Genomic DNA, 16706 nt, shown 5'->3' on the forward strand with positions numbered 1-16706 from the left:
TTCATGACTTCTGATTCCCACGCGACCAAGCCTTTGTCCGTCGTCCTTGCAGGCGGCGGAACTGCCGGGCACATCAGCCCTTTGCTCGCCATTGCTGATGCCATCAGGGAAAAGCGTCCGGAGGCGTCCATCCTGACTGTTGGCACGCCGTCGGGAATGGAAACCAGGCTCATCCCGGCGGCCGGTTACGAGCTCGCCACCATTGACCGTGTCCCGTTCCCCCGACGGCCTTCCGTTGATCTGCTCAAGCTTCCGGGCCGCCTGGGCGGGGCAGTCAAGCAAGCCCGCCGGATCCTGGAGAACGCACGGGCCGACGTCCTGGTGGGTGTGGGCGGCTACGTCTGCACCCCCATGTACCTTGCAGCACGGAAGCTCGGCGTCCCGATCGTGGTCCACGAAGCCAACATGAAGGCAGGGCTGGCCAACCGGGTCGGCGCCCGGTTCAGCAACCACGTCGCCGTGGCCTTTGCTGGTACACGCCTGAGGGGCGCCCGCCATGTAGGCATGCCGATGCGGCGTGCCATCTCCACTCTCGACCGGGGCGCAGCGGGTCCGGCCGCCAAAGCCATGCTCGGCCTCGATGCGGACCGGCCGGCCCTGATCGTGACCGGAGGCTCTTCCGGAGCGCTCAGCATCAACCGTGCCATCGCCGCAGCTTTGCCTGCCTTCGGGGCTGCAGGGGTCCAGACGCTCCACATCACAGGTGTCGGCAAAGCCGTCAAGAACGACGACGGCGGCCTGCTGGCCGGTGAAGGCTACCGGCAGGTTGAGTACGTGGACGGGATGGAGAACGTCTACGCTGCTGCTGACGTCCTGCTGGCCCGCGCGGGAGCCGGAACGGTCAGCGAAGTGGCAGCAGTCGGCGTGCCGGCGGTCTTTGTGCCGTTGCCGATCGGAAACGGGGAGCAGGCCCTGAACGCGGCTCCCTTGGTGGAAGCCGGCGGTGCGTTGTTGGTCGCGGACCAGGACCTTGACCCGCAGTGGCTGGAACGCGAGCTCATTCCCCTGCTCTCGGACCGCGAACGACTGAACGACATGGCCCGGAAATCCGAGGCCCTTGGTATTAGAAACGCCGATCAGCGCATGGCTGATCTCGTCCTGGAAGCGGTATCCGCATGACCACCAGCATCGCACCCCTTGAGACCCTCGGCCGGGTCCACTTCATTGGTATCGGCGGTGTCGGCATGTCCGCCGTTGCACGCATCATGGTTGCCCGTGGAGTTACCGTAAGCGGCAGCGACGCCAAGGATCTGCCAGTCATGCAGGATCTGGCTGCTGCCGGAGCACGCATCGCCGTCGGGTACGACGCGGCAAACCTGGGTGACGCCCAGACCATCGTCGCTGGATCAGCCATCCGGGCCGACAATCCTGAACTCGTGGCGGCACGAAGTGCCGGGCTGCCTGTCCTGCACCGCTCAGAAGGCCTGGCGGCCACCATGGCGGGACACCGGGTGGTCACGGTAGCCGGTACGCACGGGAAGTCCACCACAACGTCCATGGTTGCAGTCCTGCTCAAGGAGGCCGGCCTGGACCCGTCCTTCGCCATTGGGGCGAACGTTCCCGCGCTTGGGGTCAATGCAGCGCATGGCTCCTCGGATATTTTCGTGGCCGAGGCGGACGAATCAGACGGCTCATTCCTGAACTACCAGCCGCTCATCTCCGTCGTGACGAATGTCGAAGCGGACCATTTGGACCACTACGGCACACCCGAAGCTGTCTTTGCTTCCTTCGACGCGTTCGCAGCGCTGCTGCCCGCCGACGGCGTACTGCTGGCGTGCGCCGACGACCCTGGAGCGCTAGCACTCGCCGAACGAACAGCGGCCAAGGAAAGCACCCGGGTCTTGACGTACGGAACGTCACCCGACGCCGACATCAGGCTCCACGATGGTGGACCCGGAGAGGTGTCGGTGGGTCTTGGCAACGACATTCACCGCCTCGAACTCCAGGTACCCGGACGCCACAACGCGCTCAACGCAGCGGCTGCCTTCGCCGTGGCGCTTGAACTGGGGGTGGCCCCTGCGGCTGCCGCGGCAGCGCTGGGACACTTCACTGGAGCCTCGCGCCGGTTCGAGCTGAAGGGGCAGGGGAGGAGCGTGCGGGTCTACGACGACTACGCTCACCACCCCACGGAAGTCCGTGCCGCCCTGTCTGCTGCCCGTTCGGTAGCCGGCGGCCACAAAGTCCACGTTCTCTTCCAGCCGCACCTCTTCTCGCGCACGCGGGAATTCGCCGGGGAGTTTGCCTCGGCACTCGGGGCGGCAGATACAGCGCTGGTCCTGGATATTTATCCGGCGCGCGAGGACCCGATTCCCGGCGTGACCAGTTCGCTGATATCCGACCGGCTGTCGAATGGGCGCCTGGTGACCGGGGCCGAGGCCGTGGACGCCATTGCGGCGGTTGCAACGGAGGGCGACGTGGTGATCACGGTGGGGGCCGGGGACGTTACAGCCTATGGTCCCGCCATTGTGGAGGCGTTGGGTGGCTAGCACCCGGAAGCCCACGTTCAAGCCGGCTGCCCGCCAACCGGAACCTGCGGCGGGCCGTTCGGCCAAGCCCGGGGGCCATGACTCCGGCGCCATCATCAGTGCGCAACGGGATCTTGAACCTGACGTGAAACCGGCAGATAAAGCCGGTCGCAAGTTGCCTGAGAAGACTGCTGACAAAGCCCCCGGAAAACCTGCCGGGAAGTCCGGCGGGAAGGCAGGCGCGACGGCAACCAAGTCCGCTGCGTCATCCGGGGACAACATCATTGCGTTCCCCGAACCCAAGCGCAGGCGCCAACGCCGCATCGTGTGGTGGACGGTTTCCGTGGTGACCGCATTTATTGCCGTGCTTATTGCCGGGGCCATCTTCTCGCCGGTATTGGCAGTACGGACCATCACGGTTGACGGCACCACCCTGCTGACGCCCGACGCCGTGCAGAAGGCGTTGTCCGGCCTCGAGGGCAAGCCGCTGCCGCAGGTCACTGAGCAGGACATCAATGAGCTCCTCAAACCTCTGGTCCAGGTCCGATCGGCAACCATGGAGGCCCGGCCGCCGTCGGGGCTGTTGGTGCACATCAATGAGCGTGTTCCGGTGGCGCTGTTGAAGCAGGGCGATTCCTACATCATGGTTGACGTTGATGGGGTCCAGTTAGGTGCGACGCAGGATCCCTCTGCCGTGGCACTGCCGTTGATCGATGCCGGTGCCGGATCGACCAATACGGAATTGTTCAAGGCGATCGCCGCGGTCCTGGATACCTTGCCTGCGGATGTCCGAGCCCGGATGTCGACGGCGTCTGCGGCTTCGGTCGACGCCGTGGAACTCAAACTCGTGGACGGAAAGACTGTAGTGTGGGGCAATGCCGAGGACAGGGAGCTGAAGGCGAAGGCACTTGAGGCACTGCTCAAGATGCCTGCCGATCCGAAGGTTCCCGTCAGCGTCTATGACGTCAGTGTTCCACGGCATCCATTCACCAAATAGGCAGCTTTGACGATGTAAATCCACTGCCGCCGGTAGCCCTTAATTTGCGACATTCCCACGACACGCGCAAGCGGTCATTGCATGTGCGAACCATAGGAAATACCGTCGCAGTAGAGTTACTTGACATAACTATAACCTTCAACTAGAGGGTTAAGGTCCAAGGATTCAAGTTGGACTCGATCAGTTTCGCTATAGGACACAAGCAAGGGGCACGAAACGTGGCAGCACCGCAGAATTACCTGGCCGTCATCAAGGTCGTCGGCATCGGCGGCGGTGGCGTGAACGCAGTCAACCGCATGATCGAGGTCGGCCTTCGGGGAGTCGAGTTCATCGCCATCAATACTGACGCGCAGGCGCTGCTCATGAGCGACGCCGATGTCAAGCTTGACGTCGGCCGCGAACTGACGCGCGGCCTTGGCGCCGGCGCAAACCCTGAGGTCGGCAAGCAGGCCGCCGAGGACCACGCTGATGAGATCGAAGAAGTTCTCCGCGGCGCTGACATGGTCTTCGTAACCGCCGGCGAGGGCGGTGGCACCGGAACCGGTGGCGCCCCTGTTGTTGCGCGCATCGCCCGCTCCCTGGGCGCGCTGACCATTGGTGTGGTCACCCGTCCGTTCACGTTCGAGGGCCGTCGCCGTGCAGGTTCTGCCGAGGCCGGAATCGACGCCCTCCGCGATGAAGTCGACACTTTGATCGTGATCCCCAACGATCGCCTCCTGTCCATCAGCGACCGCAATGTCTCTGTCCTTGACGCCTTCCGTTCCGCGGACCAGGTGCTCCTCTCAGGTGTCCAGGGCATCACGGACCTCATCACCACCCCCGGCCTCATCAACCTGGACTTCGCCGACGTCAAGTCGGTCATGCAGGGTGCCGGCTCGGCCCTGATGGGCATTGGCTCGGCCCGCGGCGAGGACCGCGCGGTCAAGGCAGCGGAACTTGCCATTGCCTCGCCGCTCCTGGAGGCTTCCATCGATGGTGCGCATGGTGTTCTGCTCTCCATCCAGGGTGGCTCGGACCTCGGCCTCTTCGAAATCAACGAAGCAGCCCGCCTTGTCCAGGAAGTTGCCCACCCTGAGGCCAACATCATCTTCGGTGCTGTTATCGACGACGCCCTTGGCGACGAAGCACGCGTAACTGTCATCGCTGCAGGCTTTGACGACGTCAAGGCCACTTCGCCTTCCATGGACCAGTCCCGTCCGGCCCAGAACCCCGTACCGGCCGACCGCCCTGCTGCGCCGTCCAGCGCGCCGTCGAACGCTGCGGCTCCGCAGCACGCAACGGCTGGCATCGGCGCCGCCGGCTTGAGCAACTGGGGCCAGCAGCGTCCTGCCGCGTTGCCCGCGGACTCAGGCTTCGACGTCGACCTCCCCGCAGTGGTGGAGCCCGATCTTTCGGGCAGCCGCTCGGACGATCTCGATGTTCCTGACTTCCTGAAGTAAGCCCCGTTCGGAGAAGAAGTACTTGGTGTTTTTGTGGCGCGATGAGGTCCGGCCCGGCGTCTCCGTAGCATTCACTGATACGGGCGCCGGGAACCTGGCCCTCCACGTGGGGGACAATCCCGGCGACGTGCAGCTCCGCCGTACCGGGCTGGAGCAGTCGGCAGGGTTGGGCTCCAAGCGATTCCAATTCATGGACCAAGTGCATGGAAACCATGTGGAGTTCATTGCTTCGCACGGTTCCGGGCCCACCGCCGATGCCATGGTGTCTGCGGCCGTACTGCCCAACGGTGCGCCCCAACCGTTGGCAGTCATGGTCGCCGATTGCGTACCGGTGGTTCTGGTAGGGATCGACTCCGGAGATCGCCCCGTTATCGCCGTGGCCCACGCCGGTCGCCCGGGTGTTGCCGCCGGAATCGTTTCTTCCACGGTGGCCGAAATGCGGCACCGGGGTGCGCTGGATATCCAGGCATGGGTGGGTCCCTCAATTTGTGGAAACTGCTATGAGGTCCCGGAGCAGTTGCGGTCTGAGGTCGCGGAAAAGGTTCCTGCGACGTGGTCTTCCACATCGTGGGGAACTCCTTCCCTGGACCTGCCTGCGGGTGTCCGGGCCCAATTGGACGCTGCCGGCGTTGCCGTGGAGTACCTGGGGGAGTGCACGTTGGAGAGCGACTCGCTGTTTTCATACCGGCGGGACTCCCGTACCGGTCGATTCGCAGGATTGGTGTGGACGCATGACTAGCCCAGGCAACGGCGACGCCCCGCGGCACGGTGACGCGCGTTCTGCGGAACTTGCGGAGCGTCTCGATGCTGTAAGTCACCGGATCAAGGCCGCTACTGTTGCCGCCGCCCGCTCCGACACTCCCCGGCTGATCGTCGTGACCAAGTTCCATCCCGCGGACGATGTCCGCAGGTTGGCCGCCCTCGGGATCGCCGATGTTGGCGAAAACCGCGATCAGGAGGCCGCCGCAAAGGCTGCCGGGCTTACTGAACTGGACATCCGCTGGCATTTCATCGGCCAGCTTCAAAGCAACAAGGCCAAATCCGTGGCCAAATATGCGTCTTCGGTCCAATCGATCGACAGGCCCCAACTGGTTGATGCCCTGGCAAAGGCTGTCGCCCGTGAGCAGGACGCCACGGGCAGGGCAGACCTTGATTGCTTCATCCAGGTCAGCCTGGAGAACGACGCCGGTACCCACCGGGGCGGCGCCGCTCCGGCAATGGTCGGGGACCTCGCCGCCCGGATCGAGTCGGCGGCCGGCCTGCGTTTGTGCGGGCTCATGGCGGTTGCGCCACTCGGCGCGGACCCCGAAGAAGCGTTCGCGAACCTCGCCGGCATTTCTGCCGCACTGCGAGCCGACCATCCGTCCGCGACGGCGATTTCCGCCGGCATGAGCCAGGACCTGGAGGCCGCTGTGAAGTTCGGGGCGACACACCTGAGAATTGGCTCCGATATTCTCGGTTCACGTCCGGCCGTGGGGTAGCGTCAAAGTATTGGAATGACGGGCCGGGGTTCCAATATGTCAAGTCATGGCGGCCCGCCTACTGCAGAAATGATAGGAGTGCACCATGGCTGGCGCTCTGCGCAAGACAATGATCTATCTTGGGCTCGCCGACGGCGATGAACACTACGAATCTGAGCAGTCCGTCGCCGCGCACCACGACGAAGAACGCCCCCAGACACAGGATCGGGAAGAGCGACGCGCGCCCGCTCCCGTCCGGGAAGTTGTCCGTGAAATGCCCCCTGTTGAGGTCGAAGAGGAATACCGCGCACCCGTGACACCAATTAAGCGTGCGGCGTCCAGCCGCGAAGATGCCTCTGGCTTGAGGCAGATCACCACCGTTCACCCCCGCTCCTACAACGATGCCAAGGTCATCGGTGAAAGTTTCAGGGATGGCATTCCGGTCATCATGAACGTCACCGACATGGGTGAAGCGGACGCCAAGCGCCTGGTGGACTTCTCCGCCGGCCTGGTCTTCGGCCTGCACGGCAGTATCGAGCGGGTTACCAACAAGGTCTTCCTGTTGTCGCCGTCGTACGTTGAAGTCATCGGAGATGACAAGAAGGCCAGCGAAACGCAGGCCAGCTTCTTCAATCAGAGCTGACAACAGTCTTTTCGCGGATGCCAGGCGGGTCAACCTGCCTGGCATCTGTGTTGCAATAGTAGGGACCGATCCGCATTCCGGAACAAGTGGGAGATCTGAGCTAACTCGTGGGCATTGTTTTCGGCCTTATCCATATTGTGTTGTTTCTGTTCTTCATCACCCTGATCATCCGCCTGGTCTTTGAATGGGTGCAGATGTTTGCGCGCCAGTGGCGCCCCAGGGGTGTGGCATTGGTTACAGCACATGTGGTCTACTCCGTCACGGATCCTCCCCTGGGAAGGCTTCGTCGACTGATACCGCCATTGCAGCTGGGTGGAATATCCCTGGATTTGGGCTTCCTGATCCTGATCATTGCCGTGAGCATCGCCATGGCAGTGACCTTCAGCCTGGCCTGATTGCCGCGGAACCTGGACCACCGATGGTTCACAGGCCGCAAATTCTCCAAATCAACACGATGGTGTTGAATTGGAGGAACAAGATGTTATTTAGGTACCGTAGTTTTGAACGGCCGGAAGGCCTACTGACTAACTAGACCAACGAGGTGACCAGATGGCTTTGACGCCAGAAGACGTTGTCAACAAGCGCTTTCAGCCGACCAAGTTCCGCGAAGGCTACGACCAGGACGAGGTCGATGACTTCCTGGACGAGATCGTGGTGGAACTGCGCCGCTTGAACCAGGAAAATGACGAGCTCCGCAAGAAGCTCGGCGAGGCTGGTTCGGCTGTGCCCGCTGCAACTGCTGCGGCTCCGGTCGTCGAGAAGGTTCCGGCTCCCGTCAAGGTCGACAAGGAAGCCGAGGCGAAGGCCGAGGCTGAAGCGAAGGCCGCCGAAGCTGCCAAGAAGAAGGAAGCTGAGCAGGCTGCAGCCGCTGCCAAGGCCCCGGCCGCCAGCAACAGCGTTACCCCCTCCGCTGAATCCGCTGCAGGCCTGCTCGCCATGGCGCAGCAGATGCACGACAAGCACGTCTCCGACGGTGCGCAGCAGAAGGAAAAGATCATTGCCGAGGCTCAGATCGAGGCTTCCAGCCTCGTGAACGATGCCCAGGAAAAGTCCCGCAAGATCCTTGGTGCACTCGAGCAGCAGCGTTCCGTCCTGGAGCGCAAGGTTGAGCAGCTCCGTGGCTTCGAGCGTGACTACCGTTCACGCCTGAAGGCTTACATCGAAGGCCAGCTGCGCGATCTCGATGCCCGTGGTTCCGTTGCTGCCCCCGAGGTCGGCGAAGCAACCGCAGACGTTTAGCAAGTATTCTAAAAGCCGGTGGCTGAGGACTCCTCGGCCACCGGCCTTTGCTGTTAAAGACCAATAACAGACCGCCACGCCTCCCGAATGAAAGCACTATGACCGACGACCTAACTGACGACGCCTCACAGCCGGCACCCACCGTGCAACGTAAGTGGCGTCCGGCCATGCTGTGGCTTTTTGCCGGCTTCGCTGCGTTCGCTTACGCGTTTGACCAGCTCACCAAGCTCTGGGTTACGAGCACCATGACCGAGGGGGAGCGCATTCCGGTCCTGCCTCCGTTGCTGCACTGGTACTTCATCAGGAACTCCGGGGCCGCGTTCTCCATTGGCGAGAATGTGACGTGGATTTTCACGATCATTATGGCGGCGGTATCGGTGGCCATCCTGTTCCAGCTTCGTCGCCTGGGCTCTGCATGGTGGGCGCTCTCCTTGGGCCTTCTCCTGGGAGGAGCACTGGGCAACCTGACGGACCGCTTGTTCCGGGAGCCTTCGTTCGCCATGGGTCACGTGGTCGATTTCATCCAGCTGCCGAATTTCGCCATCTTCAACATCGCTGACTCCGCGGTGGTGTCCGGCGTCGTCATCATCTGTTTGCTGACCTTGCGGGGTATTGGCATGGACGGCAAGCGCCATGTCGCCGCCGCGAAGTCTTCCAAGGACGCCAAGCCGGCCGGCGGAGGCTCCGCCGGTGAGTGACGCTGTGGTTGTACCTGACCATCTGGCCGGCGTCCGCGCGGATGCCGGACTGGCCCAGCTGCTGGACATATCCCGCTCGGCCGCGGCCCTGTTGATCGCCGAAGGTAACGTTACGAGCGCCGGTGCGCCCTTGGGGAAGTCGGCAAAGCTTGTGGCCGGTGCGGTGCTGGACGTCACGGTTCCCGACCGGCGTGACCCCCTTGAAGTGGTGGAGGAAGTTGTGGAAGGCCTGAAAATCCTGCTGGATGACGAAGACTTCGTTGTCATCGACAAGCCTGTGGGGGTTGCGGCGCATCCGTCTCCCGGGTGGGTTGGACCCACAGTGGTTGGCGGTCTCGCCGGGGCGGGGTACAGGATTTCCACGTCCGGAGCGCCGGAGCGCGCCGGCATCGTCCACAGGCTCGACGTTGGCACGTCCGGTGTCATGGTCGTAGCCAAGACCGAGCATGCGTACACGGTGCTCAAGCGGGCTTTCAAGGAGCGCACCGTGGACAAGGTTTACCACGCCGTTGTCCAAGGGCTGCCCGATCCCTTGGTCGGAACCATTGATGCACCGATCGGCCGGCACCCGGGCCACGACTGGCGCTTCGCCGTCATCGAGGACGGTCGTCCGTCCGTTACCCACTACGAGGTCCTGGAAGCCTTCGGTAAGGCGACCCTGGTGGAAGTCCATCTGGAGACCGGACGGACGCACCAGATCCGTGTCCACTTCTCGGCGCTGCGCCACCCGTGTGCCGGAGATCTCACCTATGGTGCCGATCCCCGTCTTGCGGCAACGCTGGGGCTGACCAGGCAGTGGCTGCACGCCCGCCAGCTCGGCTTCACGCACCCCCGCACCGGCGAATGGGTGGAAGTTGCCAGCGATTATCCGGCGGACCTCCAGTACGCCTTGGATCTGTTGGAAACAGGTTCGGCCTGATTCCATTGACCTGAAGTCCAGTGCCGTTGCGGTCCGTTTCCTCCCCGACCCGGGACGGTAGACTGTCGTGGTGACTTCCAGCAATGATTCGTTCGTCCACCTTCACACCCACACCGAATACTCCATGCTGGATGGAGCGGCACGGCTGGGGGAGTTGTTCGACGAAACTGAGCGCCTGGGCATGCCGGCCCTCGCAACCACAGACCATGGCTATTTGTTTGGCGCCTTCGACTTCTGGCGCAAGGCGACGGATAAAGGCATCAAGCCGATCATCGGCGTCGAAGCCTATGTGACCCCGGGAACGGCCCGCGGTGACAAAGAGCGGGTCCGTTGGGGCGATGAGAGCCAGCGCAAGGACGACGTTTCCGGCGGTGGCTCCTACACCCACATGACCCTGCTGAGCTACAACAACGTGGGCATGCGGAACCTGTTCCGGGCCTCGTCGATTGCGTCGTTGGATTCTGTTTTCGGTAAGTGGCCGCGCCTGGACCGTGAACTGCTCAACACCTATTCCGAAGGCCTCATTGCCACCACGGGTTGCCCCTCCGGAGAAGTCCAAACGAAGCTCCGCCTGGGACTCTACCGCGAGGCTGTGGAAGCCGCAGCCGAGTTCCGCGACATCTTCGGCGCGGAAAACTACTTCTGCGAGTTGATGGACCATGGTCTGGACATTGAGCGGCGCGTCACCGGTGACCTGCTCCGCCTGGCCAAGGAGCTCAACCTGCCGTTGGTGGCCACCAACGATCTCCACTACACACACGAACACGATGCCAAGGCGCACGAAGCCCTGTTGGCCATCCAGTCCGGTTCCACTCTGCTCGAGCCAACCTACGACAACGGCGGGTCCCGCTTCGCCTTCTCCGGCAGTGGCTACTACCTGAAATCACCGCAGGAAATGCGGGAGCTGTTCCGTGACCATCCGGAAGCCTGCGACAACACGCTCCTGATCGCCGAGCGCTGCGAAGTTTCCTTCAATACCGGTGCCAACTACATGCCCCGCTTCCCCTGCCCGCCAGGCGAAGACGAGACCTCGTGGCTGGTGAAGGAAGTCGACGCCGGCCTGAAGTACCGCTACCCCCAGGGCATCCCGGACAAGGTCCGCAAACAAGCCGATTACGAGCTTGGCGTCATCACCTCCATGGGTTTCCCCGGGTACTTCCTCGTGGTGGCCGACTTCATCAACTGGGCCAAGAACAACGGCATCCGGGTGGGTCCCGGACGTGGTTCCGGTGCCGGTTCCATGGTTGCCTACGCCATGCGCATCACCGACCTCGACCCCCTCCAGCACGGTCTGATCTTCGAACGCTTCCTCAACCCGGACCGCGTTTCCATGCCTGACTTCGACGTCGACTTCGATGATCGTCGCCGTTCGGAAGTGATCGACTACGTCACCAAGAAGTACGGCGACGAGCGCGTGGCGATGATCGTGACGTACGGAACCATCAAGACCAAGCAGGCGCTCAAGGACTCCTCCCGCGTGCTGGGCTATCCGTTCAGCATGGGCGAGCAGCTGACCAAGGCCCTGCCGCCGGCCGTCATGGCCAAGGACATTCCCCTCGCGGACATCCAGAATCCGGAGTCCAAGCGCTACAGCGAGGCCGGGGACTTCCGGCAGCTCATTGCCACCGACCCGGAGGCAGCCAAGGTCTTCGAGACGGCGCTGGGCATTGAGGGCCTGAAGCGCCAATGGGGTGTACACGCCGCCGGCGTCATCATGTCCTCGGACCCCATCATCGACGTTATTCCGATCATGCGGCGGTTCCAGGACGGCCAGGTCATCACGCAGTTCGACTACCCCACCTCTGAAGGCCTCGGCCTGATCAAGATGGACTTCCTGGGCCTCCGAAACCTCACGATCATTTCGGACGCCCTGGAAAACATCAAGATGAACCGCGGCGTGGACCTGGATCTCGAAAACCTCGCGCTGGACGACGCCGCGTCGTATGAGCTTCTGGCCCGCGGCGACACCCTGGGCGTGTTCCAGCTCGACGGCGGACCCATGCGGTCGCTGCTCAAGCTCATGAAGCCTGACAACTTCGAAGACATCTCCGCCGTCCTGGCCCTGTACCGGCCGGGTCCCATGGGCGCCAACGCCCACACGGACTATGCCTTGCGCAAGAACGGCATCCAGGAAGTCATTCCCATCCATCCGGAGCTGGAAGAGCCGCTCAAGGAGATCCTTGGTGGCACCTTCGGCCTGATCGTCTACCAAGAGCAAGTCATGGCCGTCGCCCAGAAACTGGCCGGTTACTCGCTTGGCCAGGCAGATATCCTTCGCCGCGCGATGGGTAAGAAGAAGAAATCCGAACTGGACAAGCAGTTCGCCGGGTTCTCCCAAGGCATGCAGGACAACGGCTACTCCATGGCCGCGGTCAAAACGCTCTGGGACATCCTGCTTCCGTTCTCCGACTACGCCTTCAACAAGGCGCACTCGGCCGCGTACGGGGTTATTTCGTACTGGACTGCCTACTTGAAGGCGCACTATGCACCGGAGTACATGGCCGCACTGCTGACCTCGGTGGGTGATGACAAGGACAAGTCCGCGATCTACCTCAATGAGTGCCGGCGTATGGGCATCACAGTGCTTCCGCCGGACGTCAACGAATCGTCGCTGAACTTCACCCCGGTGGGCCAGGACATCCGTTTCGGCATGGGAGCCATCCGCAACGTTGGTGTCAACGTGGTGGACGCGATGGTGTCCACCCGGGCAACGGAGGGAAACTACACGTCCTTCAAGGACTTCCTCCTCAAGGTCCCGGCGGTGGTGTGCAACAAGCGCACCATTGAATCGCTGATCAAGGCGGGCGCCTTCGATTCCCTCGGCCACCATCGCAGGGCTCTGGCGATGATCCACGAAGAAGCCATTGATTCGGTGATCACGCTCAAGCGAAACGAAGCCATTGGCCAGTTCGACCTCTTCGCCGGGTTCGAAGACCAGGAACCGGAAGCTTCGCTGACCACGGAAATTCCCGATCTCCCTGAATGGGAAAAGAAGGACAAACTCTCCTTCGAGCGCGACATGTTGGGACTGTACGTTTCAGACCACCCCCTGCAGGGGCTGGAGGGTGTCCTGAGCCAGCACGCCGAGCAGACCATTGCGTCGATCATCGCCGAGGACGGACCACACGACGGCGCCATTGTCACCATTGCAGGCATGATCACCTCCCTGAGCCGCAGGATCGCCAAGGCCAGCGGCAATGCCTATGCCAGGGCGGAGATCGAGGACCTCGGTGCATCAATGGAGGTCATGTTCTTCGGCCAGGTCTACGGCCCCATTGCTTCTGTGCTGGCCGAAGACCTGATCGTTGTGGTCAAGGGGCGCCTGCAGCGCCGGGATGACGGCGCTGTGACATTGAACTGCATGGAACTATCGGTGCCGGACCTGAGCGAAAGCGTCAACGGTCCCGTCGTGATCACCATTCCCACGTTCAAGGCCACGGAGGCAGTGGTAACGGATCTGCGGGACGTCCTTCGCACCCACCGCGGGAACTCGGAGGTCCGGTTGAAGCTGATGGGTGATACCAAGGTGGAGGTCATGGGATTGCCAGTGCATCTTCGGGTGAATCCCAGTCCGTCGCTCTTTGGAGACCTCAAGGTCCTGCTCGGTCCGGCCTGTCTGGACAACTGACAGCTGGGTCCGCGGTAGTCAGATCTCGTAGTCGAGCGGCGCAGGCTTGCTGTAAGCGCCGCCGTGGTACAGCAGCGGGGTCCCTTCCCCGCCCACTTGGCCGTCGACGACCTCGACCACAACCACTGCGTTGTTCTCAAAAGACAAGCGCATCTGGATCTTGCCGACCAGCCAGCCGCTGACGTCCTTGAGGATGGGAACGTCATGGGGGCCGGGCTCCCAGTGGTCGCCGTCGAACCGGTCGCGGGTCCGTGCGAACCTGTCGGCCAACGCCTGGTTCTCCAGCCCCAGCATATGGACACCGATATATTCCGCGTTCGCGACAGCGGGCCAGGAACTGGAGCTCCTGGCCATGTTGAAGGTGAAACGGGGCGGCTCGGCGGACAGCGATGCCACGGATGTTGCGGTGAAACCAAAGGGTTTGCCGTTGAGGTTGGCCGTAATGATGGCGACTCCGGCGGCGTGCCTGCGGAACATCTCCCTGAAAGTCTGTTCGAAGCCGGATGGTTCGCTTGCCACGGTGGTGTTCTCCTGGGGTGGGCCTATGCTCTCCTCCCAGAGTATTCCTCCCACGCAGCGGTTCCCCTATTTTGCGGAGCCAGCGTGAACCTTTGTTAATGTGAGTGCATGACCGAGCCCAGTGTGAACCTCCAAGCTGCTTCCGAACCGGCTCCGGCCACCGCTTCCCGCCCGGCGCGGGACTTCCTTTGGCTGGTTGTCCCGGCCGCTTCCGGAATCGTTGTGGGGCTGCTCTGGTGGTTGCTGGCTCCGGGCGGCCTCAACCTCGTCTCAGGCAATCCCGAGCTGTCCAATCCTGACAACCCTGAGTCGTGGCTCCCGCGTGACCTGATCCTGGCGGCCTTGATGCTGGTATCGGGATGCGCTGCCGGGCTCATGCTCGATGGCAAGCTCGAGGGTGCCAGCGCCTCCCGGCGTTTGGTGTTGGCGCTTCTCGGGGGTGCGGCGGGTGCACTCCTCGCATGGCTGACCGGCTTGCTGGCCGCCCAGCTATGGGGTCCTCCAGCCAACCCGGCCCTCGGCCCTGGTTATGGGTTCACGCTCCGGTCCTATGCTGTCCTCCTGCTATGGACCGGTGCGACGGCGTTTGTCACCTTCGTCCTGTCTTTATTCGGGGTTCTCTCCAAGAAGCCCGTAAAATAGCGGGGTGACCACTTCCTCCGATACTTCCGCCCCAGCCGCCCTTAACTTCCGGAGCATTGACTTCCGGGGTCGTCGCCTCTCCCTGGCGGAACTCCGCGGAGCTGTTCCCAGGGCGCGCCATCAGACCATGGCGGATGCGGAACAGAAGGTCCAGGACATCATTGCCGCCGTTCGCAGCCGCGGGTTCAGTGCCTTGGCCGAGCTGGCACGCACGTTCGACGGCGTTGAGCAGTCGCATCCAAGGGTTTCCGCGGAGGCCCTGACCCAGGCTCTCGCCGGGCTTGATCCCAACGTCCGGGCCGCCCTTGAAGAGTCAATCAGCAGGGCTCGGCAGTTTGCCGACAGGCAGCGACCCCGCAACGTGGACGTTTCGCTGGGGGACGGTGCAGTCGTCAGCCAGAACTGGATTCCGGTGGGCCGGGTGGGGCTGTACGTTCCCGGGGGACTCGCTCCGTTGGCGTCCTCCGTCATCATGAACGTCGTTCCTGCGGTGGCCGCCGGCGTCGAATCCATCGCCCTGGCCTCACCGCCGCAGAAGGACTTTGGCGGACTTCCGCACCCCACTATTCTCGCGGCCGCCAAGCTTCTGGGCATTGATGAGGTCTACGCCATCGGCGGTGCGCAGGCCATTGTGTCCTTCGCCTACGGGATTCCGGGCTCGGGGGACGAACTGCCCATCGAACCTGTGGACGTCGTGACAGGCCCGGGCAACATCTTCGTGGCCACGGCCAAGCGGCTGGTCAAGGGCGTGGTGGGTATTGACTCGGAGGCGGGCACTACGGAGATCGCCATCCTCGCTGACTCCACTGCCCAAGCCCCGCTTGTGGCGGCCGACCTCATCAGCCAGGCAGAGCACGATCCCAAAGCAGCCTCAGTCCTGGTGACGGATTCGACCGAACTCGCTGACGCCGTCGTGCGTGAGCTGGCGCGTCAGGCGGCGGCAACCAAGCACAGCGCCCGTGTTCTTGAGGCCCTCTCCGGCCCGCAGTCCGGCGTGGTCCTCGTGGATGACCTTGAGCAGGGGATTGCAGTCTGCAACGCCTACGCTGCGGAGCACCTGGAAATCATGACGGCGGATGCCGCAGCGGTAGCCAGACGCATCCACAACGCCGGGGCCATCTTCGTGGGGGATTACAGCCCTGTCAGCCTCGGCGACTACTGCGCCGGATCCAACCACGTCCTGCCCACCAGCGGCACGGCGGCGTTCTCCTCTGGGCTGAACGTGACCACCTTCCTGCGGGCCGTCCAGGTCATCAACTATGACCGCGGTGCCCTGGAGGAGGTCAGCAGCCACATCGTGAGCCTGTCCGGTGCCGAGGACCTGCCGGGTCACGGAGATGCGGTGCGGATCCGCTTCGAATAGCAGGTCAACCACTACATATAAGGGTCACCACCACTACATGTAGTAATTACAAGCTTGTCATTACGGTGTGTACCTACGTAAACTGGTGCCGGAAGTGAATCTTCCGGCACCTTTTGCGCATCCGGCGGCTTGCCGGGTGGTGCCCGTGCCGGAGTTGTCAGGGGAGGCCCAGCGTGTATTGTCCGTTCTGCCGGAATCCCGATTCCCGTGTTGTCGACAGCCGCATGGCGGACGACGGCTCTTCCATTCGCCGCCGTCGGCAATGCCCGGAATGCGGCCGCCGGTTTACCACGGTGGAGACAACCAGCCTCTCCGTCATCAAACGCTCAGGCGTGGGTGAACCATTCAGCCGCATCAAGGTCATCAGCGGCGTCCGCAAGGCTTGCCAGGGGCGGCCGGTGACCGAGGACGACCTCGCCATGCTTGCCCAGGAAGTTGAAGAAAACATCCGCTCATCCGGCGCGGCGGAGATTGATGCCCACGAGGTCGGGCTCGCCATCCTTGGACCGCTCCGCAAATTGGACGAGGTTGCCTACCTCCGCTTCGCCAGTGTGTACCAGGCCTTCGAATCATTGGAAGACTTCGAATCCGCTATTTCGCTGCTCCGACACGAGCATGAAGCTCACGCAAAAGCGGGCAGCAAGCAACCCAAAGGCTCCGAGGCGAGCCAACTCTAGCTCCGGTGGCGGCAGCG

General features: G+C 62.9%; 16 protein-coding genes. 15 read left to right on the forward strand and 1 reads right to left on the reverse strand.

Features of this window, described 5'->3' with window-relative positions:
- The first annotated feature begins 3 nt into the window (after positions 1-3).
- From murG to dnaE, 12 genes are all read left to right on the forward strand, one after another.
- Positions 4-1119, forward strand: coding sequence for an undecaprenyldiphospho-muramoylpentapeptide beta-N-acetylglucosaminyltransferase (murG, locus tag PYR64_RS06620; RefSeq protein ID WP_039240737.1), 1116 nt, complete (start codon positions 4-6; stop codon positions 1117-1119).
- Positions 1116-2486 carry a UDP-N-acetylmuramate--L-alanine ligase gene (gene murC / locus PYR64_RS06625; RefSeq protein WP_018779295.1) on the forward strand — a complete coding sequence of 457 codons (1371 nt, stop codon included), beginning with the start codon at positions 1116-1118 and terminating at the stop codon, positions 2484-2486. The genes murG and murC overlap by 4 nt, the downstream gene beginning before the upstream one ends.
- On the forward strand, positions 2479-3462 hold the full coding sequence (locus tag PYR64_RS06630) for an FtsQ-type POTRA domain-containing protein (protein ID WP_275779021.1): 984 nt from the start codon (positions 2479-2481) through the stop codon (positions 3460-3462). Before murC ends, PYR64_RS06630 begins: the two co-directional genes overlap by 8 nt.
- A 218-nt stretch (positions 3463-3680) precedes the next feature.
- Positions 3681-4901, forward strand: a complete 1221-nt coding sequence (gene ftsZ, locus PYR64_RS06635; RefSeq protein ID WP_018779297.1) for a cell division protein FtsZ — start codon at positions 3681-3683, stop codon at positions 4899-4901.
- Positions 4902-4926: 25 nt separating this feature from the next.
- The gene (locus PYR64_RS06640) at positions 4927-5640 is read left to right on the forward strand and encodes a polyphenol oxidase family protein (protein WP_018779298.1); all 714 of its coding nucleotides are present in this window, start codon (positions 4927-4929) and stop codon (positions 5638-5640) included.
- Positions 5633-6382, forward strand: coding sequence for a YggS family pyridoxal phosphate-dependent enzyme (locus PYR64_RS06645; protein ID WP_018779299.1), 750 nt, complete (start codon positions 5633-5635; stop codon positions 6380-6382). Before PYR64_RS06640 ends, PYR64_RS06645 begins: the two co-directional genes overlap by 8 nt.
- 85 nt (positions 6383-6467) lie before the next feature.
- Positions 6468-7004 carry a cell division protein SepF gene (gene sepF / locus PYR64_RS06650; protein ID WP_018779300.1) on the forward strand — a complete coding sequence of 179 codons (537 nt, stop codon included), beginning with the start codon at positions 6468-6470 and terminating at the stop codon, positions 7002-7004.
- 107 nt (positions 7005-7111) lie between these two features.
- Entirely contained in the window at positions 7112-7399 is a 288-nt protein-coding gene (locus PYR64_RS06655) for a YggT family protein (RefSeq protein ID WP_018779301.1), read from the forward strand.
- A gap of 154 nt (positions 7400-7553) precedes the next feature.
- Positions 7554-8243 carry a DivIVA domain-containing protein gene (locus tag PYR64_RS06660; RefSeq protein ID WP_018779302.1) on the forward strand — a complete coding sequence of 230 codons (690 nt, stop codon included), beginning with the start codon at positions 7554-7556 and terminating at the stop codon, positions 8241-8243.
- Positions 8244-8341: 98 nt separating this feature from the next.
- Complete coding sequence (gene lspA, locus PYR64_RS06665; protein WP_018779303.1) at positions 8342-8941, forward strand: signal peptidase II; 600 nt, start codon at positions 8342-8344, stop codon at positions 8939-8941.
- Positions 8934-9860, forward strand: coding sequence for an RluA family pseudouridine synthase (locus PYR64_RS06670; RefSeq protein ID WP_018779304.1), 927 nt, complete (start codon positions 8934-8936; stop codon positions 9858-9860). Before lspA ends, PYR64_RS06670 begins: the two co-directional genes overlap by 8 nt.
- A gap of 70 nt (positions 9861-9930) precedes the next feature.
- Positions 9931-13488: a DNA polymerase III subunit alpha gene (gene dnaE / locus PYR64_RS06675; RefSeq protein ID WP_026267382.1), complete on the forward strand. Its 3558-nt coding sequence runs from the start codon at positions 9931-9933 to the stop codon at positions 13486-13488.
- An 18-nt stretch (positions 13489-13506) separates the two neighbouring features.
- Here the strand turns inward: dnaE and PYR64_RS06680 are convergent, their stop codons facing one another.
- Positions 13507-14007, reverse strand: coding sequence for a flavin reductase family protein (locus PYR64_RS06680; RefSeq protein WP_018779306.1), 501 nt, complete (start codon positions 14005-14007; stop codon positions 13507-13509).
- A 108-nt stretch (positions 14008-14115) separates the two neighbouring features.
- Between PYR64_RS06680 and PYR64_RS06685 the strand changes: the two genes are divergently transcribed.
- The 3 genes from PYR64_RS06685 to nrdR all read left to right on the forward strand — a co-directional run bounded on the left by PYR64_RS06685 (position 14116) and on the right by nrdR (position 16689).
- Positions 14116-14649, forward strand: coding sequence for a hypothetical protein (locus PYR64_RS06685; protein WP_018779307.1), 534 nt, complete (start codon positions 14116-14118; stop codon positions 14647-14649).
- Between the two features lie 4 nt (positions 14650-14653).
- The gene (gene hisD / locus PYR64_RS06690; RefSeq protein WP_018779308.1) at positions 14654-16012 is read left to right on the forward strand and encodes a histidinol dehydrogenase; all 1359 of its coding nucleotides are present in this window, start codon (positions 14654-14656) and stop codon (positions 16010-16012) included.
- 173 nt (positions 16013-16185) lie between these two features.
- Complete coding sequence (gene nrdR, locus PYR64_RS06695; RefSeq protein WP_026267383.1) at positions 16186-16689, forward strand: transcriptional regulator NrdR; 504 nt, start codon at positions 16186-16188, stop codon at positions 16687-16689.
- Positions 16690-16706: the final 17 nt, after the last annotated feature.

This window comes from Paenarthrobacter sp. Y-19 (assembly GCF_029223985.1).
Classification (GTDB): Bacteria; Actinomycetota; Actinomycetes; order Actinomycetales; family Micrococcaceae; genus Arthrobacter; species Arthrobacter nicotinovorans.

Coding starts and splice junctions, on each gene's coding strand:
- lspA (WP_018779303.1), top strand. CDS start 8,342: ATGACCGACGACCTAACTGACGACGCCTCACAGCCGGCACCCACCGTG.
- PYR64_RS06645 (WP_018779299.1), top strand. CDS start 5,633: ATGACTAGCCCAGGCAACGGCGACGCCCCGCGGCACGGTGACGCGCGT.
- PYR64_RS06685 (WP_018779307.1), top strand. CDS start 14,116: ATGACCGAGCCCAGTGTGAACCTCCAAGCTGCTTCCGAACCGGCTCCG.
- sepF (WP_018779300.1), top strand. CDS start 6,468: ATGGCTGGCGCTCTGCGCAAGACAATGATCTATCTTGGGCTCGCCGAC.
- PYR64_RS06660 (WP_018779302.1), top strand. CDS start 7,554: ATGGCTTTGACGCCAGAAGACGTTGTCAACAAGCGCTTTCAGCCGACC.
- murG (WP_039240737.1), top strand. CDS start 4: ATGACTTCTGATTCCCACGCGACCAAGCCTTTGTCCGTCGTCCTTGCA.
- murC (WP_018779295.1), top strand. CDS start 1,116: ATGACCACCAGCATCGCACCCCTTGAGACCCTCGGCCGGGTCCACTTC.